Raw genomic sequence first — 23,268 nt, 5'->3', positions numbered from 1 at the left:
CTTCGGCCTAACCCAGCCTACAGCTTAAACACCCGGCGGGCGTTGCCGTGGAGGAACTTGCCCTCCGCCTCCGCAGACAGCCCCAGGTCCTTGATTTGCGCCATGCAGCGCGCGTGGGAAAGCTGCGGGAAGTTAGTGCCGAACAGCACCTTGTCCTGCCCGTAGCTCTGCATAAATTGCAGCAGCTGTGGCGGGTAATAGCGCGGCAAATAGGCCGAGGTGTCGATATAGAGGTTGTCGTGCTTCCAGGCCAGGCCGATCATCTCGTCGGTCCAGGGATGGCCGATATGCCCGGCGACTATGCGCAACTCGGGGAAGTCCAGCGCCACCTCGTCCAGATAGGGCACCGGTCGCCCGGTCTCGGACGGCATCAGCGGGCCGGTATGGCCGACCTGGGTGCAGAACGGGATGTCCAGCTCGATGCACTTCACATACAGCGGATAGTAGAGCCGGTGATTCGGCGCCAGCTTCCACAGCCAGGGCACGATGCGCAGGGCCTTGCAGCCCAGCTCGGTGACTGCCCGTTCCAGCTCGTGCACCGCCGCCACGGGCTTACTCAGATCGACCGTGGCAACGCCGACGAAGCGATCCGGGAAGACGCGCGTGAATTCGGCGACCTCGTCGTTCGTGCAGACCCAGCGCTCCGGCCGGCACCAGGCGGCGAGCAGCAGTTTCTCGACGCCGGCCTTGTCCATCTCTGCGACGGTTTGTTCCGGGCTCAGACAGTGATCGAGCAAATGCGCGGAGCCGGACTTCTCGAACAGTCGAGCGACTTCCGGCATCAGCTCGCGGGTTCTGCCCGTGGCCGGCTGGGCCCAGGCGTCAATGGCGCCGCTGGTGATGGTCATGGTTATCTCCTGCGTCGGGTGGGCCTTGGCCCACCGTGCAAATCCCGCTGGTGGGCCAAGGCCCACCCTACGTCAGTCCGGATGCGCTCAGAGCTTCATCCCGCGGCTGATAATCTCTTTCATGATTTCCGAGGTGCCAGCGAAGATCCGCTGAATCCGCGCATTCGCGTACATCTTGCAGATCGGATATTCCCACATGTAGCCCCAGCCACCGTGCAGTTGTACGCCTTCGTCGACGACTTTGCCGAGCAGTTCGGTGGTGAATAGCTTGGCCTCGGCGGCGACTTCCGGAGTGAGTTTCTTCTGGTTGTGGTCCATTACGCAGCGGTCGACGAAAACTTGCGCCACATCGACCTGAGTGCGCATTTCCGCCAGCTTGAAACGGGTGTTCTGGAAGTGCGAAATCGGCCGATCGAAGGCTTTGCGCTCCTTCACATAGTCGATGGTCACTTGCAGCGCCGCCTCGGCCCCGCCGACCGCGCCACAGGCGTTGGTCAGGCGTTCCTGGGCGAGCATGTTCATCAGGTAGAAGAAACCGGCCTTGGCATCACCGAGCAGGTTGGCCTTCGGTACTTTGACGTTATTGAAGAACAGCTCGGCGGTGTCCTGGCTCTGCATGCCGAGTTTCTTCAGGTTGCGCCCGCGCTCGAAGCCTTCCATCCCGCGCTCGACCAGAAACAGGCCCATGGCGTGTTTGTTCGCCGGGTCAGTCTTGGCCGCAACTATCACCACGTCAGCCAACAGCCCGTTGGAGATAAACACCTTGGAGCCGTTCAGCTCGTAGTGATCGCCCTTGTCGACCGCCGTGGTCCGCATCCCGGCCAGGTCGGAACCGGCGCCCGGCTCGGTCATCGCCACCGCGAGGATGCTTTCGCCACGGATGATCGCCGGCAGGAAGTGGGCTTTTTGCTCGGCATTGCCGTACTCGGCGATATAGGGGCCGCAGAGCGCCGAGTGCAGCGGCAACATGAAACCGGCCTCGTTAACGTTGGCCAGCTCCTCGCACATGATCTGCTCGTAACGGAAATCCTTGAGCCCGCTGCCGCCGTATTCCTCATCGGCCCACGGCAGCAAAAAACCCATCTCGCCGGCCTTTAGCCAAACCTCGCGACTCACCACCCCGGCCTCTTCCCAGGCCTCCTGGTGCGGCACCACTTCCTTCTGCAGAAAGGCGCGGAAGGACTCGCGGAACATGGCGTGCTCGGTGTCGAAATGAATGCGGTGCATCTGGGCAGCTCCCTGCGGATTGAATCGTCCCGCAGGGTAGGCGCCGCCGCCACAACCGCTCAATGACCCAAGCGCTCAGGCTCGATTGACCCATTCGGTCAGCAGGCAGCGCTCTTGTAGGCTGGGCAAATCTCACCGATCGAGTACAACATCGCGTTCAGAATGCAAACACGTTCATGGCACAATGCCTCCGGCTTCCTTCAGATTCGCGGTCACCCGCGCGCCCTTGCCTTCAGCCAACACTTCCCCTTGCCGGGTGTGTAGAGGGCTTTCACCTCCAAGTCATCCAGGCTCACTACTGCCCGGAACAGCGCCAGTCACGGCGCTGCCTGGCGCACACATAAAAAAACCGGGCGTTGCCCGGCTTTTCTATGTGTGCTTACTCATTCCAGTTCTATTTCAAAAGTAGGAAGTAGAACGCGTGGCGCTGCCGACAACGTTATACGAATGAAAGAAAATTGGACTCACCACATCAGATCGTCCGGCACCTGATAAGCGGCATACGGATCGTCCGCATCCGGCGCTTCGGTCGGGGTGTTGAGCAGTATCACCCGGCGCGGATCGCGCTCTTGGATCTTCAATGCGGCTTCACGCGGGATCACTTCATAACCGCCGCCATGCTGAACGATGGCCAAAGAACCACGGCTCAGCTTGTCACGCATCAGGTTGTTGACGGAGAGGCGCTTGACCTTCTTATCGTCGACGAAGTTGTAGTAATCCTCGGTGGTCAACTTCGGCAGACGACTCTGCTCGATCAGTTGCTTGATCTGCGCGGCCTCGGCCTTCTTCTGCGCCTTTTCCTGCTGCTGGCGGTTCAGCTCCTGATCGCGCGCGGTCTTCTCGGCCATGGCTTGCAGGGCGGCACGCTGCTGCGAATCGTCGACCTCGATTTGGCCTTTGTGCTCCAGGCGTTTCTGCTTCTGTTTTTCTTTGCCGACCTGCTTGGCCTGCTTTTGGTTGACCAGGCCGGCTTTCAGCAATTGGTCGCGGAGAGAAAGACTCATAACCTACCTTTGCACAACGAATGAGAGATGTAGGGTGGGCTTTACCCACCCTACGCACTATGAACCGCAACCTAGGCTGTCTTTTTCCTGGCGTTTGGCTTCGCCCCACAGCGCATCCAGTTCTTCGAGGCTGCAATTTTCAATGGGCCGACGGGTTTCGCGCAATGCCTGTTCGATAAATCGAAAACGGCGCTCGAACTTGCCATTGGCACTGCGCAGCGCAGTTTCCGGATCGACCTTCAGGTGCCGCGCCAGGTTAACCACCACGAACAACAGATCGCCCATTTCCTCGGCCAGCGCCTGTGGGTCGTTCTCGCTCATGGCCTCCAGCACTTCGTCCAGCTCTTCGCGGACCTTGTCCACCACCGGCAAGGCCTCCGGCCAATCGAAGCCGACCTGGGCCGTGCGTTTCTGCAACTTGACCGCACGGGACAAGGCCGGCAGCGCCGTCGGCACGTCATCCAGCAATGACAGTTGCTCAGGCGCTGCGGCTTTCTGGGCGCGCTCTTCGGCTTTCAGCTCTTCCCAGCGCTGCTTGACCGCCGCCTCTTCCAGCTTGGCCACATCCGGCGCGCCATACAGGTCGCCGTCCGCGAACACATGGGGATGGCGGCGAATCAGCTTGCGGGTGATGCCGTCCACCACCGCGGCGAACTCGAAACGCCCGTCTTCCTTGGCCAGCTGGCTGTAATACACCACCTGAAACAGCAGGTCGCCGAGTTCGCCGGGCAGGTGCTCGAAGTCGCCGCGCTCGATGGCGTCGGCCACCTCATAGGCCTCCTCGATGGTGTGGGGGACTATGCTGGCGTAGCTCTGTTTGAGGTCCCACGGGCAGCCGTACTGCGGGTCGCGCAGGCGGGCCATCAGGTGCAGCAGGTCGTTGAGTTGGTACATGGATGATCCAATTCGGTTGCTATTTACCCCGCAGGGCGGCCTCGGAGCGCAGCGACAGCCCGCCGATCACCGGCGTACTGCCTGCGGCGAGTACGCCCTACGACCTTAGCCCCTCAGGAAGCGCGGTTGCGCCGCACCTCGATGATATTCGGCAACTGGGAAATCCGCCCCAATAGACGACCGAGTGCATCCAACCCCGGAATCTCGATGGTCAACGACATGGCGGCGGTGTTGTCCTCCTTGTTCGAGCGAGTGTTGACCGCCAGCACATTGATCTTCTCGTTGAGCAGCACCTGGGAGACGTCACGCAGCAAGCCTGAGCGGTCGTAGGCGCGGATGATGATGTCCACCGGATAGGTCTGCACCGGCACCGGGCCCCAATTGACCTGGATAATCCGCTCCGGCTCACGCCCGCTCAGTTGCAGCACCGAGGCGCAGTCCTGGCGATGGATGCTGACGCCACGTCCGAGCGTGATGTAACCAACGATCGCATCGCCCGGCAGCGGCTGGCAGCAACCGGCCATTTGCGTCAGCAGGTTGCCGACGCCCTGGATCTGGATATCACCGCGTTTGCCCGGCTTGTGACCGGTGGGGCGACGCGGGATCAGCTCCAGTTGCTCGTGGCCACGCTCCGGCTCGACCAGTTGCTGTGCGGCGTTGACCAGATGCGCCAGACGCAGATCACCGGCACCGAGGCCGGCAAACATATCCTCGGCGGTTTTCAGGTTGGCCTTCTCCGCCAGGCGCCCGTAGTCCACGTGCGGCAGTGCCAGGCGACTCAGTTCCCGCTCGAGCAAAGCCTTGCCGGCAGCGACATTCTGGTCACGATCCTGCAACTTGAACCAATGCACGATCTTCGCCCGCGCCCGCGAGGTGGTGACATAGCCGAGGTTAGTGTTCAGCCAGTCGCGACTCGGCGTGCCGTGCTTACTGGTGATGATCTCCACCTGCTCGCCGGTCTGCAGGCTGTAGTTGAGCGGCACGATGCGCCCGTTGATCTTGGCACCGCGGCAGTTGTGGCCGATTTCGGTGTGCACGCGGTAGGCGAAGTCCAGCGGCGTCGCACCTTTGGGCAGGTCGATGGCGTGACCGTGCGGGGTGAACACGTAGACCCGATCCGGCTCGATATCCACCCGCAACTGCTCGGCCAGGCCGCCGATATCGCCGAGCTCCTCGTGCCATTCGAGGACCTGGCGTAGCCAGGAGATTTTCTCTTCGTAATGGTTGGAGCCGGATTTGACGTCGGTGCCTTTGTAGCGCCAGTGCGCGCAAACGCCCAACTCGGCCTCCTCGTGCATGGCGTGGGTGCGAATCTGCACTTCCAGCACCTTGCCCTCCGGGCCGATCACCGCGGTATGCAGCGAGCGGTAACCATTCTCTTTCGGGTTGGCGATGTAGTCGTCGAACTCTTTCGGGATGTGCCGCCAGAGGGTATGCACTATGCCCAGCGCGGTGTAGCAGTCGCGCATCTCCGGCACCAGCACGCGCAACGCACGCACGTCATAGATCTGGCTGAACTCCAGACCCTTGCGCTGCATTTTGCGCCAGATCGAATAGATGTGTTTGGCCCGCCCGCTGATATCGGCCTGCACGCCGGTGGCGGCCAGTTCGGTTTTGAGCTGCGTCATCACCTCGGTGATAAACCGCTCACGATCCAGCCGTCGTTCGTGCAGCAGCTTGGCGATCTGTTTGTATTGCTCAGGCTCCAGGTAGCGGAAGGACAGATCTTCCAGCTCCCACTTGATATGGCCGATGCCCAGTCGGTGCGCCAGCGGGGCATAAATATCGAAGACTTCGCGGGCTACCCGATGGCGCTTTTCGTCATCGGCGTGCTTGATCGCGCGGATCGCGCAGGTGCGCTCGGCCAGCTTGATCAGCGCGACGCGTACATCGTCGACCATCGCCACCAGCATCTTGCGCAGGTTTTCCACCTGGGCCTGGGTGCCGAGCACCAGGGACTCGCGCGGTTTGAGGCTGGCGCTGATCGCCGCCATGCGCAGCACGCCTTCGATCAGCTTGGCGACCACCGAGCCGAAACGCTGATGGACCGAGGCCAGGGTAATCTTGCCTTCGCGCACGCCGCGGTAAATGACTGCCGCGACCAGAGAGTCCTGATCGAGCTTGAGGTCGGCGAGGATTTCGGCGATCTCCAGGCCGGTGCGGAAACTGGAGGTGCCTTCGGCCCACAGGTTCTGGGTGGCATTGGCTTGCTGCTCGGCCTCACGGGCGAACTCGCAAGCCGCTTTCAAGGCCCCACGATCCAACGCCTGATCGACGCTGACCACATGATCGAGCCAGGCCTCTAGGTTGATGCTGCCGTCCGTATTGATCGGGTGGTGCGCCCTAACCTGTACCATCGTTTACCTTCCCTACGCCGTGCGGCAAACACGCCGCCTGACTTCATAGAAAATCGCCAGCCTTCTCTGGACTGGTCGGATTACGCGAACTTCCTAGTCCGCCTCGAATAACGCCATCGCCTCGACATGTGCCGTCTGCGGAAACATATCGAGGATTCCGGCACGTTTTAGCCGGTAGCCCTGCCGCACCAACTCAGCCGCATCGCGCGCCAGAGTCGCCGGATTGCAGGACACATACACCACTCGCTTGGCGCGAAAAGCACCGATTTGCTGGACCACTTCCAGCGCGCCATCGCGCGGTGGATCCAGCAGTACCGCGGAGAAACCTTGTGCCGCCCAAGCGGCGTCGGCCAGCGAATTCGACAAGTCCGCCTGGAAAAACTGCGCGTTGTGCAGACCATTGGCCGCAGCGTTACTCGCCGCCCGTTCGACCATGGCCGCGACACCTTCCACCGCCACCACTTCGCGCACCTGGCGGGCCAGCGGCAGGGCAAAATTGCCCAAGCCACAGAATAGATCCAGCACCCGCTCATCGCGTTGTGGCGCTAACCAGTCTAGCGCCTGCGCGATCATCGCCTCATTCACCGGCGCATTCACCTGGACGAAATCGCCGGGGCGATACTCCAACTGCAAATCCCAAGCCGCCAGACGATAGCCCAGCACCTGCGCGCAATCGACCGGCTGCGGCTCACCGACGCCATGCAGCCACAATTGCGCGCCGTGCTCGGCACAGAAGGCCTGCAACAGCGCCAGGTCAGCGTCCGGCAGCGGCGCGGTATGGCGCACCAAAACGGCGCTGGCCGTGCCACTGAACAGCTCGACATGCCCCAGCGCTTGCGGTTTGGCCAAGCCACGCAGCAGCTGCGGTAACGCACGGATAATCGGCTGCAAGGGCTGTACCAGTACCAGGCAATCGGCGATAGCCACGATGTCCTGGCTGGCCGCCGCGCGAAAACCCACGTCCAGGTGTTTAGCCTTGGCATCCCAGCGCACCGCAATGCGCGCGCGGCGGCGATAGGCGAACTCCGGGCCGACCAGCGCCGGCGCCCATTCGTCCGGCTGCAGCCCGGCGATTCGACTCAGTTGCTCGGCCAACAGGCGCTGCTTCAAGGCCAGCTGCTCGCTGTGCGGCAGGTGCTGCAGGGTGCAGCCGCCACAGCGCCCCGCATGGGCACAGGGCGCGACACGCCGCTGCGGGGCGCTGGTCAAAATTCGTTCGGCACGCGCCTCGACGACCTGGCTGCGGGCAGCGAGCACACGGGCTTCCACCTGCTCATCCGGCAGGCCGCCGGCGACGAACCAGGTACGCCCCTCGAAGAACGCGATGCCACGGCCGTCATTGGCCAGGCGCTCGATGCTCAGGCGCTGTTTCTTGCCGACTGGAATTTGCGGCGCGCGGGTACCGCCGCTCGGCTGGAAGCGCAAATCGCCGCTACGTTTAGCCATGATTAGCGTGGGTCATCGTAAACGCCGGTGGATAGATAACGGTCGCCGCGGTCGCAGATGATCGCCACGATGACGGCATTCTCCACTTCACGCGACAAGCGCAAGGCGGCTGCCACCGCGCCACCGGAGGAAACGCCACAGAAGATGCCTTCCTCGCGGGCCAGCCGGCGCATCACGTCTTCCGCTTCGCTCTGCTGCATATCGACGATGCGGTCGACGCGCTCGGCCTGATAAATCTTCGGCAGATACTCTTCTGGCCAGCGGCGGATACCCGGAATCGCCGAGCCTTCCATCGGTTGCAAACCGACGATCTGAATCGCCGGGTTCTGCTCCTTGAGGTAACGCGACACCCCCATGATGGTGCCGGTGGTACCCATGGAACTGATGAAGTGCGTGATGCTGCCCTGGGTCTGGCGCCAGATTTCCGCGCCCGTACCGTTGTAATGCGCAATCGGGTTATCGCCATTGGCGAACTGATCGAGCACCTTGCCCTTGCCTTCGGCCTGCATGCGTTCGGCCAGGTCGCGGGCACCTTCCATGCCCTCTTCCTTGCTGACGATGATCAGCTCGGCGCCATAGGCGGTCATCGCCGCCTTGCGCTCGGCGCTCATGTTGTCCGGCATGATCAGGATCATCCGGTAACCCTTGATCGCGGCGACCATGGCCAGCGCGATCCCGGTGTTGCCGGAGGTCGCCTCGATCAAGGTATCGCCAGGCTTGACTGCACCACTGAGCTCGGCGCGGGTGATCATCGACAACGCCGGGCGGTCTTTCACCGAGCCCGCCGGGTTGTTGCCTTCCAGTTTCACCAACAAGGTGTTGCTGGTCGCGCCCGGCAAACGTTGCAGGCGCACCAGCGGAGTGTTGCCGACGCAATCGGCGATAGTGGGGTACTGCAGGGTCATGGTGTCTTCGCAATCCAGGCTGCGGGGCCACCATGATAGCGGCAAACTGCCGAGCGCCATAACACCCGAACGCGGCGGCTTATTACAGGTTGTTATAAGGAAGGCGTTCGCCTCTTGTTCGTGCAAGGGCAAGCGCTACACTGCCGGCCTGAGCTCACAGAAGCAGCGCAACGCGGGAGGATGATTGTGTTCAAGGATCTTGGCATCAAGGGCCGCGTATTACTGCTCACCCTGTTACCCACCAGCTTGTTGGCGCTGGTGCTGGGTGGCTATTTCACCTGGGTGCAGCTGTCCGACCTGCACGCGCAGTTACTCCAGCGCGGCCAGATGATCGCCGAGCAACTGGCGCCACTGGCCGCCCCCGCGTTGGCGCGCAACGACACCCAGCTGCTCAACCGGATTGCCAGCGAGGCCCTGGATCAGCCGGATGTGCGTGCCGTGCGTTTTCTCTCTGCCGAACACGCGCGCCTGGCCCACGCCGGCCCGAGCATGCTCAACCCAACGCCGGAGGGTGACGGCAACCAGCTGCTACAGCACAGCGGCAATGACGCGACGCGCTTTCTGCTGCCGGTGCTCGGCCGCCATCGCAGCCTGGCCGGCGACCAGACAGCCGATGACCCCGAACGTCTGCTGGGCTGGGTCGAACTGGAGTTGTCGCACCACGGCACCTTGCTGCGCGGCTACCGCAGCCTGTTCGCCAGCCTGTTGTTGATTGTCACCGGCCTCGGCGTCACCGCGCTGCTGGCCCTGCACATGAGCCGCACGATCAACGAGCCGCTGCGGCGGATCAAGCAGAGCGTCAGCCAACTCAAGGAAGGCCGTTTGGAAACTCGCCTGCCACCGCTCGGCAGCCATGAAATGGACGAGCTGGCCTCGGGCATCAACCGCATGGCCGAGTCGCTGCAAAACGCCCAGGAAGAACTGCAACACAGCATCGACCAGGCCACCGAAGACGTCCGGCAGAACCTGGAAACCATCGAAATCCAGAACATCGAACTCGACTTCGCGCGCAAGGAAGCCCTGGAGGCGAGCCGGATCAAGTCCGAGTTCCTCACCAACATGAGCCACGAGATCCGCACCCCGCTCAATGGCATTCTCGGCTTCACCAACCTGCTGCAAAAAAGCGCGCTGACTCCGCGCCAGCAGGACTACCTGGGCACCATCGAAAAATCCGCCGACAGCCTGCTGGGGATCATCAACGAAATCCTCGACTTCTCGAAAATCGAAGCCGGCAAACTGGTGCTGGAAAATATTCCGTTCAACCTGCGCGATGTGCTGCAGGACGCCCTGACCCTCCTCGCCCCGGCCGCCCACGCCAAGCAGCTGGAACTGGTCAGCCTGGTTTACCGCGACACCCCGCTGTCGCTGATCGGTGACCCGCTGCGCCTCAAGCAGGTGCTGACCAACCTGGTCAGCAACGCGATCAAATTCACCCGCGAAGGCACCATCGTCTTGCGCGCCATGGTCGAGGACGAACGCGCCGACCGCGCCCAACTACGCATCAGTGTGCAGGACACCGGCATCGGCCTGTCCGATGAAGACCTGCGGGCGCTGTTCCAGGCCTTCAGCCAGGCGGACAACTCGCTGTCGCGGCAAGCCGGCGGCACCGGCCTCGGCCTGGTGATCTCCAAGCGTCTGATCGAACAGATGGGCGGCGAAATCGGCGTCGCCAGCACCCCCGGCGAAGGCTCGGAATTCTGGATCAGCCTGAGCCTGCCGAAAGCCCGCGATGACGCCGAAGACCTACCGCGTGCGCCACTGCTCGGCCGCCGCGTGGCTATCCTGGAAAGCCATGAACTGGCGCGCCAGGCCCTGCAACACCAGTTGGAAGACTGCGGCCTGCAGGTGTTGCAGTACCAACACCTGGACAGCCTGCTGGAAGCCGTGGCCGCACAGCGACACGGCGACAGCCCGATTGGCTTGGCCGTACTCGGCGTGACCGCCCAAGAGCTGCCGCCGGAACGCCTGAGCCAGCGCATCTGGGACCTCGAGCGCCTCGGTTGCAAGAGCCTGGTGCTCTGCCCGACCACCGAACAGGCGCTCTATCACGAGTCCCTGCCCGACGCCTACAGCCAACTGCAAGCCAAACCGGCCTGCACCCGCAAGCTGCAGCGCGCCCTGGCGGAGCTGGTCAGCCCGCGCCACCTGCGCGTAGAAACCGCCAGCACGCCGGCCAGTCGGCCGCCATGCCTGCTCTGCGTCGACGACAACCCGGCCAACCTGTTGCTGGTGCAAACCCTGCTCGGTGACATGGGTGCCGAGGTTAGCGCCGTCGACAGTGGCTACGCCGCCCTCGCGATCCTCCAGCAGAAGTCCTTCGACCTGATTTTCATGGACGTGCAAATGCCGGGCATGGACGGCCGGCAAACCACCGAGGCCATCCGTCAGTGGGAAGCCGAACGCGAGACCGGGCCAATACCGATCATCGCGCTCACCGCCCATGCCCTGGCCAACGAAAAACGCGCGCTGCTACAAGGCGGCATGGACGACTACCTGACCAAGCCGATCGGCGAGCGGCAGTTGGCCCAAGTGGTGCTCAAGTGGACCGGCCTGGCGCTGCGCAACCACGGCCCGGAACGCTCGGTGGAGAGCTCACCAGCCAACCTCAGCCAGCGCGTACTGGACGCCGAAGAGGGCCTGCGCCTGGCCGCCGGCAAGGCCGAGTTGGCGGCCGATATGCTGAGCATGCTGCTCGCCTCGCTGGAGGCGGATCGTCAAGCCATTCGCCAAGCCCGCGCTGCGGACGACCGCAGCGCCTTGATCGAACGGGTGCATCGCCTGCACGGCGCCACCCGTTATTGCGGCGTCCCGCAACTGCGAGCCGCCTGCCAGCGCAGCGAAACCCTGCTCAAGCAAAATGATCCGGCCGCCAGCATGGCGCTGGACGAGCTGGACGCCGCCATCACCCGACTGGCGAGTGAGGCCAACACCAACGCCTAGGCCGGTGGCACAGGTAGGCCGCTGGGCGGCCGCGGAGTCGGGTCGGGCCCTAGGCCGTGTTAAGATGCCGGCCTTATATTTCCCCTTAGATAGCGACCGAAACCAGCTCCCATGGCCGAACACGACTTCCGCTACAACCTGCTCAACCCCGAGCACACCCTGATCGAATGCCGCGCCCTGGCACCGGGTCGTTATCAAGTCACCGGCAACGGCGGCTCGATCCAGGGCGGCGACAGCCTGCTGGTGACCCTCAAGGGCAGCCGCGACCTGAGCATGCGCCTGAGCGTGGAGAAGGTTCGTCACCTGATCAACCCACCCGGCCAGTGGGTTGCCGTGGCGCAAGGTCCGGCGTTCGGCGAACTGGCTATCCGCCATTGGCAGGTCAACTGCGACGGTTGCGGCGCACAGCTGGATTTCGAGTTCGCCGTCGACTCCGCGCTCGGCAAAAAGGCCCATGCGCCGGCCGCCGAAGCCCGCATTCGCGAACTGCACTGGCAGAACAGCAACGGCCGCCATCTGTGCCCCAAATGCCAAAAAGATCAATAGTGCCAAAAGGACTGCCAATGAAGCGCACCCTCGCCCTCAGCCTGCTCGCCACCAGCCTGCTCGGCTGCGCCAGCGACCCCCTGGTGCTGGAGCAGGACAGCACCTACCAGGTGGAGTGGATCGGCGAGCGCCCACTGATCGACAACAGCCACCTGACCCTGACCCTGGGCGCAGACGGTCGCGCCTATGGCAGCGCCGGCTGCAACCACTGGTTCGCGTCCTATGCAATGCAAGGTGAGCGACTCAGCTTCGGCCAGGCCGGCAGCACCCGCAAAATGTGCGCCCCGGCGCTGATGGAGCAGGAGGCCCGCTTCCTCGAAGCGCTGGGCAAGGTTCAACGCTGGGACGTTTCGCCGATCGACCAGCTACGCCTGTGGCCGGCGCAAGGCAAACCGATCCGCGTGTGGCCGGAAAAGGGCTGATAGAGGTTCTTCACGGATCCGCGAGGGAACCTGAGGTGCGTAGGGTGGAAAACCCGCAAAGCGGTTTTCCACCATAAGGTATCCAGTCTGATCTCGTTGGTGGCTAAGAAGAACGTTATCCACCCTACGTCGATTGATGACCCCAGGTAGGGAATACGCTCAGCGAGCGAACAGCTCCAACTGCTCGCTCACCCGGCGCAAATCGACCAGCCGCACACCGACCCCGATCAGCCGCACCGGCTTGCCGCCACGCTCGAACGCGCTGCTCAGCAACTTCCGATAACTGTCCAGATCGCGCGCGGCGCCGGCCTGCTCGAGGGTGGTCTGGGTGAAGTCATGGAATTTCAATTTAACGAAAGGTTTGTCCGCCCGGTAACTGCCATCCAGCCGCGCCATGCGTTCGTTCAACAGTTCCAGCAAGCCCGGTAAACGCTCCAGGCAAGCCGGCAGATCGGGCAGATCCTTGTCGTAGGTGTTTTCCACACTCACGGTCTGGCGGCGGCTATCGACCTGCACCGCGCGCTCGTCGATGCCGCGCGCCAGGTTCCATAGGCGTTCACCAAAGCTGCCGAACTCGCGTACCAGCGCCAGCTTGCTCCACTCGCGCAGATCCAGACAGCTGAGAATCCCCAGGCGCCCGAGCTTGTCCGCGGTGACCTTACCCACCCCGTGCAGCTTGCTGACCGGCAGCGCCGAGACGAAGCCGTCCACCTCATCCGGAGTAATCACGAATAAACCGTTGGGCTTGCGCCAGTCACTGGCGATCTTGGCGAGGAACTTATTCGGCGCCACTCCGGCGGACACTGTGATATGCAGCTGCAGCGAGACCCGCCGCCGAATGTCCTGGGCGATACGCGTGGCGCTACCGGAAAAGTGTGGGCAATCCGAGACATCCAGAAAGGCCTCATCCAGCGACAAAGGCTCGATGATCTCGGTGTATTCGCGAAAGATCGCCTGAATCTCCCGCGAGACCTCCTTATAGACCTCCATCCGCGGTCGGACTATCAGCAGATCCGGGCACAGCTTCAGCGCCTGCCGCGAGGGCATAGCCGAGCGCACCCCGTAAGCCCGCGCTTCATAGTTACAGGTGGCGATGACCCCGCGTCGATCCGCCGCGCCGCCGACCGCCAGGGGTTTATTGGCCAGACGCGGGTCGTCGCGCATCTCGATGGCGGCGTAAAAGCAGTCGCAGTCGACGTGGATGATCTTGCGCACGGAAAGTCCGGTAAGCCCCGCCCAGCATGGCCTGGAGCCCCGCAGTGTAGCACCAGGGCAGCGCTAAGCATCTGAACAAACAACAGTTTTTCAAAACTAAAGGTTGACAGCCGAGCATTCGGCTGTAGAATTGGCGGCGCGGGATGGAGCAGTCTGGTAGCTCGTCGGGCTCATAACCCGAAGGTCGTCGGTTCAAATCCGGCTCCCGCAACCAAACATTTAAAGGGCCACTTGAAAAAGTGGCCCTTTTTTGTGCCTGTCGTTTCAGCAAGCACTTAAGTCTTTGATCCAAAAGCAAAATAGTGGTTGACAGGGCAGCGCTCGGCTGTAGAATTGGCGGCGCGGGATGGAGCAGTCTGGTAGCTCGTCGGGCTCATAACCCGAAGGTCGTCGGTTCAAATCCGGCTCCCGCAACCAAACATTTAAAGGCCACTTGAAAAAGTGGCCTTTTGTGTTTCTGGCGTTCCTGAATCAGCTCAGCTGCTCGGGATAGCGCGCCAGCAACGCCCCCAGATGGCGCTCCAGCTCGCCATCGGCTTGCCCACCCTGAGCCAGCATCCACTCGACGCGCCGCACGGTTTCTGCCGAAGCCATCTCGGCGATGAAGCGCTGCGACTCATCGGCCAAAGCTGCCGAATCCAATTGCGTGCACTGCCCGACCACGGCTTTGGCATGGGCAATACCGGCAGCGGGGAAGCTGGCGATACGCCGCGCCAAGGCTTCGGTAAAGGATCGTAGCTCTGCATCCGCCAGCGCACGGTTGATCCAGCCGTAACGCTCGGCGGTCTCGGCGTCGTAGTCATCTCCGCTCAAACAAACCTCCAGCGCCCGACCACGGCCGAGCATCTGCGCCAGCCGCACAGTGCCCCCGGCCCCCGGATGTAAACCCACCGCCACTTCCGGCTGGCCGAGCAGCGCCCGCTCGCGGGAGGCGAAACGCATATCCAGCGACAACAGAAACTCACTGCCGGCGCCACGGGCACGGCCCTGCAACTCCCCGATGGTGACTTGCGGCAAACGCGCAAAGCGACTGAACAACGCACTCAACAGGCTTGCCTCACCGGCAGGTGGCAAGGCTGGCGCCCGCTCACCGACCTGCCCGGCCAAATCGAAGTGAGCGATGAAGAAATCCGGATTGGCGCTGCGAAACAGCACAACCCGAGTGGCGCTGTCCTGTTCCAACTCTTTGACCAGTCGCAACAGATCGACCACCACTTGGCGATCGAGCAGGTTGATCGGCGGATGGTCGAAGCTGATGATGGCGACGCCCGCCTCATCGTCACGCTGCAGGCTGTTATAGGGGCTCATAAGTGCTTCTCCGATTGATGTGCCGCGAGCATGCGGCGCAGCAAGCAGCGCTCGGAACTACTATCCAGCAGCAGAATACTGTGGCCATCGGAAAATATTCATCGCGCCGCTATGGGTAACCAGCCCAGGCGCCCCCGCTCTGTCGCGCACAGCCTTAGAGGCGCTCCATGCGCGCCAACCCACCCGACGTGCAACCGCCCCCCGCCCTCCCAGCCAATCGCCTCGACTCGCCTGCGCTGGCTGGAACGCCTCAGCACTTACCGCCAGCCCTCAGGTCCGGCACTGACGCTGCTGCTGTTCGGGGTGACGTTGATTGCCTGCCGTCACCTGCTCAGCGAGTTGGATCCGGATGCCCTGCGCGGCTCGTTGCTCAGCGTACCGACGACGCCCTCGTTGCTCGGCCTGAGCCTACACTTCAAACAACAGGGCCATGCGCGTTTCAGCCTTGGCATGCTGCCGCTGTCCGGCCTGCAACCGCGCCGCGGGACGCCATTGGCCCAGACTTGGTGCCATGCTGTTCCGGCGGGGTTAGCAAATCTACAATTTCCAAGGCTTGCACCGATTCACGGACAACTTCCGGGCGGACCGGGAACCGCGCTACATGGCCTTGCCCGCCGACCTCGACCGCCTTGGCTGACACCGCCGCCCTGATCGCTGGCGGCCTAACTGGACGGGTAAACACTAATGATCCGACGCTACTGGCGACATGTGCTCGCCGTCATCGCCCTGCTGGTTCTGGCTATCGCCCTGCTGTTGTGGAGCCGCGCCACTGCCGCGCAGAACGCGGAACACTCGCAATTAACCGACGGTAGCCCACTGACTTTGGTTAAGCCCGGCAAAGCGCCCGCCGCCGGCCCGGAACTGATGTGCCTACCCGCTGCCAAACTGCTGTGCGTATACGGCAAGGAAGAAATCAACGAAAACGGCCGCGCCGAAAAACCAGCGCCGACGAAAGGCTCGAGCTGCCCGGCGGCCACCATTTCGACGAAGATATCCCGGCCCTGGCGGCCTTGATCGGCAAGAACCCGGACCTGGCCGGAGAAATAAAGGAATGGCACGAACTGGCCGGCACCCTCGGCTACTGGCTGATCGGCCTGCATGCCGCGGCCGCACTGTTTCACCACTTTATCAGCCGCGACAACACCTTCATCCGCATGCTGCCCGGCCGCAACTAGTGTACTGATTTAGAAATAGCAGCCAGCACACAGAGCCTCCGCTCCTTCATTCATTTCCGGGCGGCGCTCCGCTCGCGAAGCAGTACGCCGTCGAACTGGCGGGCTGCCGCTACGCGGCGAGGCCGCCCTACGCGCTGATTCAGAAATAGCAGCCAGTACACAGAGCCTTTGCTCCTACATTCATTTCCGGGCGATGCCGTGGGCTGGGGTAGAGCGAAGCCCAACCTACGGTTTAGAGCCGCCCTCCCCCCAACCCTGGTGGATCAGATCTCCACCTGGGTGCCCAACTCGATCACCCGGTTCAGCGGTAGATTGAAGAAACGCAGGTTGCCGTTGGCGTTCTTCAGCAGGAAGGCGAACAGCCCCTCGCGCCAGCGCGCCATGCCGATGCGTTTGGTCGGGATTACCGTCTCGCGGCTGAGGAAATAGGTGGTGCGCATCGGGCTGAAGTCCAGCTCGCTTAAGTGACTCAGCTTGAGCGCCGCCGGTACGTCCGGCTCCTCCATAAAGCCGAAGTGCAGGATCACCCGGAAGAAGCCCTCGCCATAGCCGCCCACCTCGAAACGCCGCTCCTCCGCTACCCGCGGGCTATCCTCGGCCACCACGGTGAGCAGCACCACCTGCTCGTGCAGCACCTGGTTGTGCAACAGGTTGTGCAACAGCGCATGGGGCACCGCATCCGAGCGCGCAGTGAGGAACACCGCGGTGCCCTGCACGCGATGCGGTGGCTGGGCACGAATGCTGTTGATGAAGATCGGCAGCGGTAGCGCAGCCTCATCCAGACGCTCGACGACGATCTGCCGGCCGCGCTTCCAGGTGGTCATCAGGATGAACAGGGCAATACCGACTATCACCGGGAAGGCACCACCCTCGGGAATCTTCGGCACGTTGGCGGCGAAGAACAGGATGTCCACCAGGAGGAAACCGAGCAGCACCGGAATCGCCAGCCAGTGTGGGGTCTTCCACAGCAGCAGCATCACCGACGCCACCAGCAGGGTGTCGATCAGCATAGTGCCGGTCACTGCCACCCCGTAGGCCGCGGCCAGCGCGCTGGAGGATCCGAAACCTATGACCAGCAGCACCACGCAGACCATCAGCGCCCAGTTCACCGCGCCGATATAGATCTGCCCCCGTTCCTCGCTGGAGGTGTGCTGGATAAACATCCGCGGCACGTAGCCGAGCTGGATCGCCTGGCGGGTCAGCGAGAAGGCGCCGGTGATCACCGCCTGCGAGGCGATGATGGTGGCCAGGGTGGCGAGCCCAATCATCGGCAGCAGCGCCCAGCTCGGCGCCAGCAGGTAGAAGGGGTTACGCGCCACTTCCGGATCGGCCAGGATCGCCGCGCCCTGGCCGAAGTAGTTGAGCACCAGCCCCGGCAGCACCAGGGCGAACCAGGCGCGGTCGATCGGCTTGCGGCCGAAGTGGCCCATATCGGCATACAGCGCCTCGGCGCCGGTCAGCGCCAGCACCACCGCACCGAGGATGGTCACCCCGACCCCCGGATGGGTGATAAAGAACCGCACGCACCATAAGGGGTTGAGCGCCTCCAGCACCTCCGGCCGCTGCAGGATGCCATAGACCCCGAGCGCGCCGAGGACGACGAACCAGAGCACCATCACCGGGCCGAACAGGATGCCGATCCGCGCGGTGCCGTGCTTCTGGATCAGAAACAGGCCGACCAGCACTATCAAGGACAGCGGCACCACCCAGTCCTCGACCCCCTGGTAGGCCAGCTGCAGCCCCTCCACCGCGGAGAGCACCGAGATCGCCGGGGTGATCATGCTGTCGCCGTAGAACAGCGCAGTACCGAACAGGCCGAGTAGCACCAGCAGCGTCTTCAGCCGCCGGTAAGGCAGGGCCGCACGCCGCGCCAGGGCGGTGAGCGCCATGACCCCGCCCTCGCCCTGGTTGTCGGCGCGCAGGATAAACAGCACGTACTTGATCGACACCACCCAGATCAGCGACCAGAAGATCAGCGAGAGGACGCCGAGCACCCCATCCTGGTTGGCCTGCACCCCATAATGGCCGGAGAAGACCTCCTTCAGGGTGTACAGCGGGCTGGTGCCGATATCGCCATAGACCACCCCCACCGCGGCGACCATCAGGCCGATTGTCGATGATTTAGCCTGAGGTGCCGGCTCGCCAGCCGCCGCAGAAAGCGTCTTGGACATGCAGTAAGCTCCTGAAATGGATCGCGGACAGTGGTGCCACACACATCTGCCCAAACTGGCCGGCTTTATACCCGATTATCCCTGCCCGAAGAAGCCGGCACGCTGCTCGACCGGCCGCCCTGAGCATAGCTAACCGACATCTGCCGGACGGAGGCTGGTCAAGCGCGCGGCCTGCCGCTAGAATTGCGCACTTTTTGATCAGCGGCGCCGCAAGCGTCCCTCTCCAAAGCCTGAGGTTAGCCATGTCCACCGCCGCCACGCCGAAAGTCGGCTTCGTTTCCCTGGGTTGCCCGAAGGCCCTGGTCGACTCCGAACGCATCCTGACCCAGCTGCGCATGGAAGGTTACGAGGTCGTCGCCACCTATCAGGACGCCGACGTGGTGGTGGTCAACACCTGTGGTTTCATCGACACCGCCAAGGCCGAATCGCTGGAAGTGATAGGTGAAGCCATAGCCGAAAACGGCAAGGTCATAGTCACCGGCTGCATGGGCGTGGAAGAAAGCGCGATCCGCAACGTACACCCCAGCGTGCTGGCCGTCACCGGCCCGCAGCAGTACGAGCAAGTGGTCAACGCCGTGCACGACGCCGTGCCGCCGAAACTCGATCACAACCCGCTGATCGACCTGGTGCCACCGCAAGGCATCAAGCTCACCCCGCGCCACTACGCCTACCTGAAGATCTCCGAAGGCTGCAACCACAGCTGCAGCTTCTGCATCATCCCGTCGATGCGCGGCAAACTGGTCAGCCGCCCGGTCGGTGATGTCCTGGGCGAGGCCGAGCGCCTGGTCAAGGCCGGCGTCAAAGAGCTGCTGGTGATCTCCCAGGACACCAGCGCCTACGGCGTCGACGTCAAATACAAGACCGACTTCTGGAACGGCCAGCCGGTGAAAACCCGCATGCTGGAGCTGTGCGAAGCCCTCAGCACACTCGGCGTCTGGGTGCGCCTGCACTACGTCTACCCCTACCCCAACGTCGACGATGTAATCCCGTTGATGGCCGCCGGCAAGCTCCTGCCGTACCTGGACATCCCCTTCCAGCACGCCAGCCCGAAAATCCTCAAGGCCATGAAACGCCCGGCCTTCGAAGACAAGACCCTGGCGCGCATCAAGAAATGGCGCGAGCAGTGCCCGGAGCTGATCATCCGCTCCACCTTCATCGTCGGCTTCCCCGGCGAAACCGAAGAAGACTTCCAATACCTGCTCGACTGGCTGACCGAAGCCCAACTCGACCGCGTCGGCTGCTTCCAGTACTCCCCGGTCGAAGGTGCTCCGGCTAACGATCTGGATGCCGAAGTGGTGCCCGATGAAGTCAAGCAGGATCGCTGGGAACGCTTCATGGCCCACCAACAAGCCATCAGCGCCGCCCGCCTGCAACTGAAAGTCGGCAAAGAGATCGAAGTGCTGATCGACGAAGTCGACGAGCAAGGCGCCGTCGGCCGTTGCTTCTTCGACGCCCCGGAAATCGACGGCAACGTCTACGTCGACAGCGACCAAGACCTCAAGCCCGGCGACAAAGTCTGGTGCCGCGTCACCGACGCCGACGAATACGACCTCTGGGCCGAAACGCTCTGATCGGCATCTCCCCGACCTGCATTCCCTCTCCCCCTGGGGGGAGGGAATGCAGGCCGTTGAAAAACGTAGCGAGCGACGGCTAGGCAAGGCGAAATCAGTCGAAAAAGCGCAGTTTACGCGCTGTAAATGAGCATTTTGAGACTGATTTCAACGCCGCTTAGCCTAGCGCAGTAGTTTTTCAACGGCCTGTTAGAGTGAGGGGCTCCCCTCCTCTACACTCTTTATTACCCCCACCCACCAAGCCGCCCCCATGGTCAAGCTCAAGGTCTACTACGACGGCGCCTGCCCGCGCTGCGTCGCCGATCGGCGCCGTTACCAGACACTCAACACCGATAGCGACGACTCGGTGGAATGGCTGGATATCAGCGGGCGCGACGAAGAGCTGCGGCGGCTCGGCATCGACCCCTACCAGGCCCTCACCGAACTGCATGTGCAGGACGAACAAGGGCGCATCCACCGCGAACTGGACGCCTATATCCTGCTGTTGGCCCGCACCCGCCGCCTCAAGCCCCTGGCCTGGCTACTCGCCCTGCCCGGCCTCAGGCCGCTGCTGTCCTGGTGCTACCGGCGCTGGGTGCTACGGCGCCTAAGGCGCAGCGGCAGGCTCTGACGGGGCCGTTCAGCGATCCAACGGACTCACCACCCCCAAACCGCCACGGTTGAGCACATGGGTGTAGATCATCGTGGTCTTCACATCGGCATGGCCCAACAACTCCTGCACAGTGCGAATGTCCTGGCCGCTTTCCAGCAGGTGCGTGGCGAAGGAATGGCGCAAGGTGTGCGGCGTCGCCGGCTTGATCACCCCCGCCCGGCGGACCGCCTCACGCACCGCCCGCTGAATGGTCTTCTCATGCAGATGATGGCGAAAAATGCCGCTAGAGCGAGGGTCCTGCGAGCGATTGCCGGAAGGAAAAACGAACTGCCAGCCCCACTCCGCCGCCGCATTCGGATACTTGCGCGCCAAGGCAAACGGCAGGTTGGTCCGGCCAAAACCTTCGGCCAGATCTTGCTGATGCAACGCCATGACCTCCTCCAGGTGCTGCCGCAGTGGTGCCACCACCAGGCGCGGCAACATGGTCACGCGGTCCTTCTGGCCCTTACCGTCGCGCACCAGAATTTCGCCACGGGCAAACTCCACATCCTTGACCCGCAAGCGCAACGCCTCCAACAAGCGCAGACCCGAGCCATATAACAGATTGGCCACCATCCACTGCACACCCGACAACTCGAGCAATACCCTGGCCACCTCCTCACGCGTCAACACCACCGGTAAATGCTTAGGCTTCTTGGCCCGCACAATCCCCTCCAGCCAAGGCAACTCGACCTTCAACACCTCTTTATAAAGGAACAGCAGCGCCGCCAAGGCCTGGTTCTGCGTCGAACCTGCCACGTTCCGGCGAACCGCCAAATGCGTAAGAAAAGCCTCAATCTCCGCCGCCCCCATCTCCGCCGGATGACGATACTCGTGAAAGCGGATATAACGCTTCACCCACTCGGCGTAGACAGCCTCGGTCCGAATGGAATAGTTTCTGAGTCGAATCTGCTGGCGCAATTGATCCAGCAATCTGGGCTTGCCGTCATCCATGTCGCGTTTCTCCCTGAGTGATGTCGCGCTTGCCGCGACCACCTCTAAGCTAGACAAGGACTTACAGGACGACAAGGAACGTTATACGACATGTCGTCGCGACAAAAAACGCGACATGGCATGTCGCCTAATAGTAGTTAGGCATAAATAGGAGAGCCGCATGTCGATCAAAATTTACGACAACCACTTTGAGAATTGCGGTACCGGCATCAGCGCGCCAGCGGACGCAGACATTGATATTGGAGCTAACCGATTTGTAGCATGTGGGAAGGCTATAGACATTCGAACTCCAGAGAGCCTATTTGGCGCTCTCGGGCTCCGCAACGACACCCCCCCAGAACTCCTACGCGAGGTTCTCTCTTTCATCGGCAATACACACCGAGCGGAAGCTGAGATAGCTGAAAAAGCTGCGTCTGTAGGGCTATTCAAGTGGCTGTCAGCTAGTGCTGATACAACAACACTTATTTCAGGGCTGGCCAGCTTGTATCAGTACGTGCCGCAAATCCTAGCCGCACTTTAGGGAGTGGCCTAACAATGCGCTCAACACCGTTCGCTTCGCTCACTGGACTCGCAAAAGCTGCGCTTTTGCTCGCCTGTTAGCTTAATCGTTAGGCAGCACGACACACCACTCGGGAATCATCATGCTTAAGAGCAAAGCCGCACTTCTTCTCGCAATTTTAGTTGGCCTTACTGCGTGCTCCACCAGCGGCACCTCAATCTTGGTCGGTGAAGGTGGTGCCCATCCGTCCACAGACCCGAATTCAATCTCGCTGCTCATTGAACCACCGCAGAAAAAGCACTCGGTAATTGCTCTAATTGAGGGCGTCGCTGCAACAGACGATTACTTCACAAAAGCAAAGACTGAGGCCGCAGCAATAGCGGCCATGAAAGAAGAAGCCGCCAGAATCGGTGCCAATGCAATTGTTCTTACCGGCAAAGGCACCAAGCCTTACGGCCAACTAACAGTTGGTAACACCGCTGGCTCGGCGTACGGCTCCGCAACGGCTACTGGCTTCAACGCCAACGCTTATGCCACAACTGTCAGCTCTTCTATGGGCTGGGAAAAGATTACTTTTAGCGGCACAGCAATCCGATACACGGATGAGGGTGAGTAGGCGCAGCCTAACAAACGGTTCAAATCGTTCGCTTCGCTCACTGGGACCGCGTTCCGCGGCCCCTTAACCTGAACGTTAGGTTCTTGCACAATGCCGCAAAAATATGGAATCGGACTCCATCATCTATGCCTGCTGCCATACATAGCCAGTTTGTTCTTGCCAGCATTCTCCATAAGCCACCCTTATTTGGATGTTGGTGAATATTACAGCGGCCTACATGTTCTCGCTTGGGGCATATTTGGAATCCTTGACGGGACTCCTGCATGGCTGGCTAACCCCTGTTTCATTTTATCCATAGCCTTCTGGGGCAGCCTTCCAAGAGTATCAATCGCATTATCTTTAGCAGCTACTTTATTGGCCGTCGTTTCTTTCGGTTACACTCGAATTTTCAATGACGGTGATGGGTGGATAAGCATTACCGGAATGCTGGCTGGCTTTTATACTTGGTGGTCTGCATTCATAGCCCTGTTATTACTAAACAGCTATCGTCATATCAGGCAAATGCCATGAACCTAACAAACGGTTCAAGGCCGTTCGCT

At 62.0% G+C, this 23,268-nt stretch carries 19 protein-coding genes, 2 tRNA genes and 3 pseudogenes; 13 read left to right on the top strand and 11 right to left on the bottom strand.

Annotated elements, in window-relative coordinates; genetic code table 11:
- Window positions 1-17: 17 nt before the first annotated feature.
- From FFS12_RS01255 to cysM, 7 genes are all read right to left on the bottom strand, one after another.
- On the bottom strand, window positions 18-848 hold the full coding sequence (locus FFS12_RS01255) for an amidohydrolase family protein (RefSeq protein ID WP_137885177.1): 831 nt from the start codon (window positions 846-848) through the stop codon (window positions 18-20).
- An 87-nt stretch (window positions 849-935) separates the two neighbouring features.
- A complete protein-coding gene (locus FFS12_RS01250; RefSeq protein ID WP_137885176.1) occupies window positions 936-2,075 on the bottom strand; it encodes an acyl-CoA dehydrogenase family protein in 1,140 nt (379 codons plus the stop codon).
- Between the two features lie 464 nt (window positions 2,076-2,539).
- Window positions 2,540-3,079 (bottom strand): DUF2058 domain-containing protein, encoded by a 540-nt coding sequence (locus FFS12_RS01245; protein ID WP_137885175.1) that lies wholly within the window; start codon window positions 3,077-3,079, stop codon window positions 2,540-2,542.
- A gap of 57 nt (window positions 3,080-3,136) precedes the next feature.
- Window positions 3,137-3,973: a nucleoside triphosphate pyrophosphohydrolase gene (mazG, locus tag FFS12_RS01240; protein WP_137885174.1), complete on the bottom strand. Its 837-nt coding sequence runs from the start codon at window positions 3,971-3,973 to the stop codon at window positions 3,137-3,139.
- A 113-nt stretch (window positions 3,974-4,086) separates the two neighbouring features.
- Entirely contained in the window at window positions 4,087-6,330 is a 2,244-nt protein-coding gene (relA, locus tag FFS12_RS01235; RefSeq protein ID WP_137885173.1) for a GTP diphosphokinase, read from the bottom strand.
- A gap of 93 nt (window positions 6,331-6,423) precedes the next feature.
- Window positions 6,424-7,776 (bottom strand): 23S rRNA (uracil(1939)-C(5))-methyltransferase RlmD, encoded by a 1,353-nt coding sequence (gene rlmD / locus FFS12_RS01230; protein WP_137885172.1) that lies wholly within the window; start codon window positions 7,774-7,776, stop codon window positions 6,424-6,426.
- Window positions 7,777-7,778: 2 nt separating this feature from the next.
- Window positions 7,779-8,681 carry a cysteine synthase CysM gene (gene cysM / locus FFS12_RS01225; protein ID WP_171011788.1) on the bottom strand — a complete coding sequence of 301 codons (903 nt, stop codon included), beginning with the start codon at window positions 8,679-8,681 and terminating at the stop codon, window positions 7,779-7,781.
- A gap of 186 nt (window positions 8,682-8,867) precedes the next feature.
- Here cysM and FFS12_RS01220 point away from each other — a divergent pair, with 186 nt between their 5' ends.
- The 3 genes from FFS12_RS01220 (at window position 8,868) to FFS12_RS01210 (ending at window position 12,589) form a co-directional block, all read left to right on the top strand.
- A complete protein-coding gene (locus FFS12_RS01220; RefSeq protein WP_137885170.1) occupies window positions 8,868-11,621 on the top strand; it encodes a response regulator in 2,754 nt (917 codons plus the stop codon).
- A gap of 111 nt (window positions 11,622-11,732) precedes the next feature.
- Window positions 11,733-12,167: a hypothetical protein gene (locus FFS12_RS01215; protein ID WP_137885169.1), complete on the top strand. Its 435-nt coding sequence runs from the start codon at window positions 11,733-11,735 to the stop codon at window positions 12,165-12,167.
- Window positions 12,168-12,184: 17 nt separating this feature from the next.
- Window positions 12,185-12,589: an META domain-containing protein gene (locus tag FFS12_RS01210; protein WP_137885168.1), complete on the top strand. Its 405-nt coding sequence runs from the start codon at window positions 12,185-12,187 to the stop codon at window positions 12,587-12,589.
- Between the two features lie 159 nt (window positions 12,590-12,748).
- On the opposite strand, the gene dinB is transcribed toward FFS12_RS01210, so the two are convergent.
- Window positions 12,749-13,804 (bottom strand): DNA polymerase IV, encoded by a 1,056-nt coding sequence (dinB, locus tag FFS12_RS01205; RefSeq protein WP_137885167.1) that lies wholly within the window; start codon window positions 13,802-13,804, stop codon window positions 12,749-12,751.
- Window positions 13,805-13,941: 137 nt separating this feature from the next.
- Here dinB and FFS12_RS01200 point away from each other — a divergent pair.
- Together FFS12_RS01200 and FFS12_RS01195 are read left to right on the top strand one after the other, a co-directional pair.
- Window positions 13,942-14,018, top strand: a tRNA-Met gene (locus tag FFS12_RS01200).
- Window positions 14,019-14,144: 126 nt separating this feature from the next.
- Window positions 14,145-14,221: transfer RNA gene (locus FFS12_RS01195), tRNA-Met, on the top strand.
- A 54-nt stretch (window positions 14,222-14,275) separates the two neighbouring features.
- On the opposite strand, the gene FFS12_RS01190 is transcribed toward FFS12_RS01195, so the two are convergent.
- On the bottom strand, window positions 14,276-15,112 hold the full coding sequence (locus FFS12_RS01190; RefSeq protein ID WP_137885166.1) for an enoyl-CoA hydratase/isomerase family protein: 837 nt from the start codon (window positions 15,110-15,112) through the stop codon (window positions 14,276-14,278).
- Window positions 15,113-15,223: 111 nt separating this feature from the next.
- Here FFS12_RS01190 and FFS12_RS20420 point away from each other — a divergent pair.
- The 3 pseudogenes from FFS12_RS20420 to FFS12_RS19805 form a co-directional block, all read left to right on the top strand.
- Window positions 15,224-15,514: pseudogene (locus tag FFS12_RS20420) on the top strand (hypothetical protein); the annotation flags it as partial.
- Window positions 15,506-15,924: pseudogene (locus FFS12_RS01185) on the top strand (phosphatidylglycerol lysyltransferase domain-containing protein); the annotation flags it as partial. The pseudogenes FFS12_RS20420 and FFS12_RS01185, both read left to right, overlap by 9 nt.
- Before the next feature lie 189 nt (window positions 15,925-16,113).
- A pseudogene (locus FFS12_RS19805) lies at window positions 16,114-16,287 on the top strand (cytochrome b); the annotation flags it as partial.
- Between the two features lie 263 nt (window positions 16,288-16,550).
- On the opposite strand, the gene FFS12_RS01175 reads toward FFS12_RS19805, so the two are convergent.
- Window positions 16,551-18,458 carry a potassium transporter Kup gene (locus tag FFS12_RS01175; protein WP_137885165.1) on the bottom strand — a complete coding sequence of 636 codons (1,908 nt, stop codon included), beginning with the start codon at window positions 18,456-18,458 and terminating at the stop codon, window positions 16,551-16,553.
- Window positions 18,459-18,700: 242 nt separating this feature from the next.
- Here FFS12_RS01175 and rimO point away from each other — a divergent pair, with 242 nt between their 5' ends.
- Together rimO and FFS12_RS01160 are read left to right on the top strand one after the other, a co-directional pair.
- Complete coding sequence (gene rimO, locus FFS12_RS01165; protein WP_137885163.1) at window positions 18,701-20,029, top strand: 30S ribosomal protein S12 methylthiotransferase RimO; 1,329 nt, start codon at window positions 18,701-18,703, stop codon at window positions 20,027-20,029.
- 250 nt (window positions 20,030-20,279) lie between these two features.
- Window positions 20,280-20,639 carry a thiol-disulfide oxidoreductase DCC family protein gene (locus FFS12_RS01160; protein WP_137885162.1) on the top strand — a complete coding sequence of 120 codons (360 nt, stop codon included), beginning with the start codon at window positions 20,280-20,282 and terminating at the stop codon, window positions 20,637-20,639.
- A gap of 9 nt (window positions 20,640-20,648) precedes the next feature.
- On the opposite strand, the gene FFS12_RS01155 is transcribed toward FFS12_RS01160, so the two are convergent.
- Window positions 20,649-21,614 carry an integron integrase gene (locus FFS12_RS01155; RefSeq protein ID WP_137885161.1) on the bottom strand — a complete coding sequence of 322 codons (966 nt, stop codon included), beginning with the start codon at window positions 21,612-21,614 and terminating at the stop codon, window positions 20,649-20,651.
- A 160-nt stretch (window positions 21,615-21,774) separates the two neighbouring features.
- On the opposite strand from FFS12_RS01155, the gene FFS12_RS01150 reads away from it, so the two are divergent.
- The 3 genes from FFS12_RS01150 (at window position 21,775) to FFS12_RS01140 (ending at window position 23,239) form a co-directional block, all read left to right on the top strand.
- On the top strand, window positions 21,775-22,134 hold the full coding sequence (locus FFS12_RS01150; RefSeq protein ID WP_137885160.1) for a hypothetical protein: 360 nt from the start codon (window positions 21,775-21,777) through the stop codon (window positions 22,132-22,134).
- Window positions 22,135-22,255: 121 nt separating this feature from the next.
- A complete protein-coding gene (locus FFS12_RS01145) occupies window positions 22,256-22,729 on the top strand; it encodes a hypothetical protein (protein ID WP_137885159.1) in 474 nt (157 codons plus the stop codon).
- A gap of 90 nt (window positions 22,730-22,819) precedes the next feature.
- Window positions 22,820-23,239: a hypothetical protein gene (locus FFS12_RS01140; protein ID WP_137885158.1), complete on the top strand. Its 420-nt coding sequence runs from the start codon at window positions 22,820-22,822 to the stop codon at window positions 23,237-23,239.
- Window positions 23,240-23,268 lie beyond the last annotated feature (29 nt).

Source organism: Pseudomonas sp. 2FE (genome assembly GCF_005503735.1).
GTDB lineage: Bacteria > Pseudomonadota > Gammaproteobacteria > Pseudomonadales > Pseudomonadaceae > Aquipseudomonas.
Note: the sequence above shows the minus strand (reverse complement) of the source record. Positions and strands in the feature narration are given on the sequence as shown.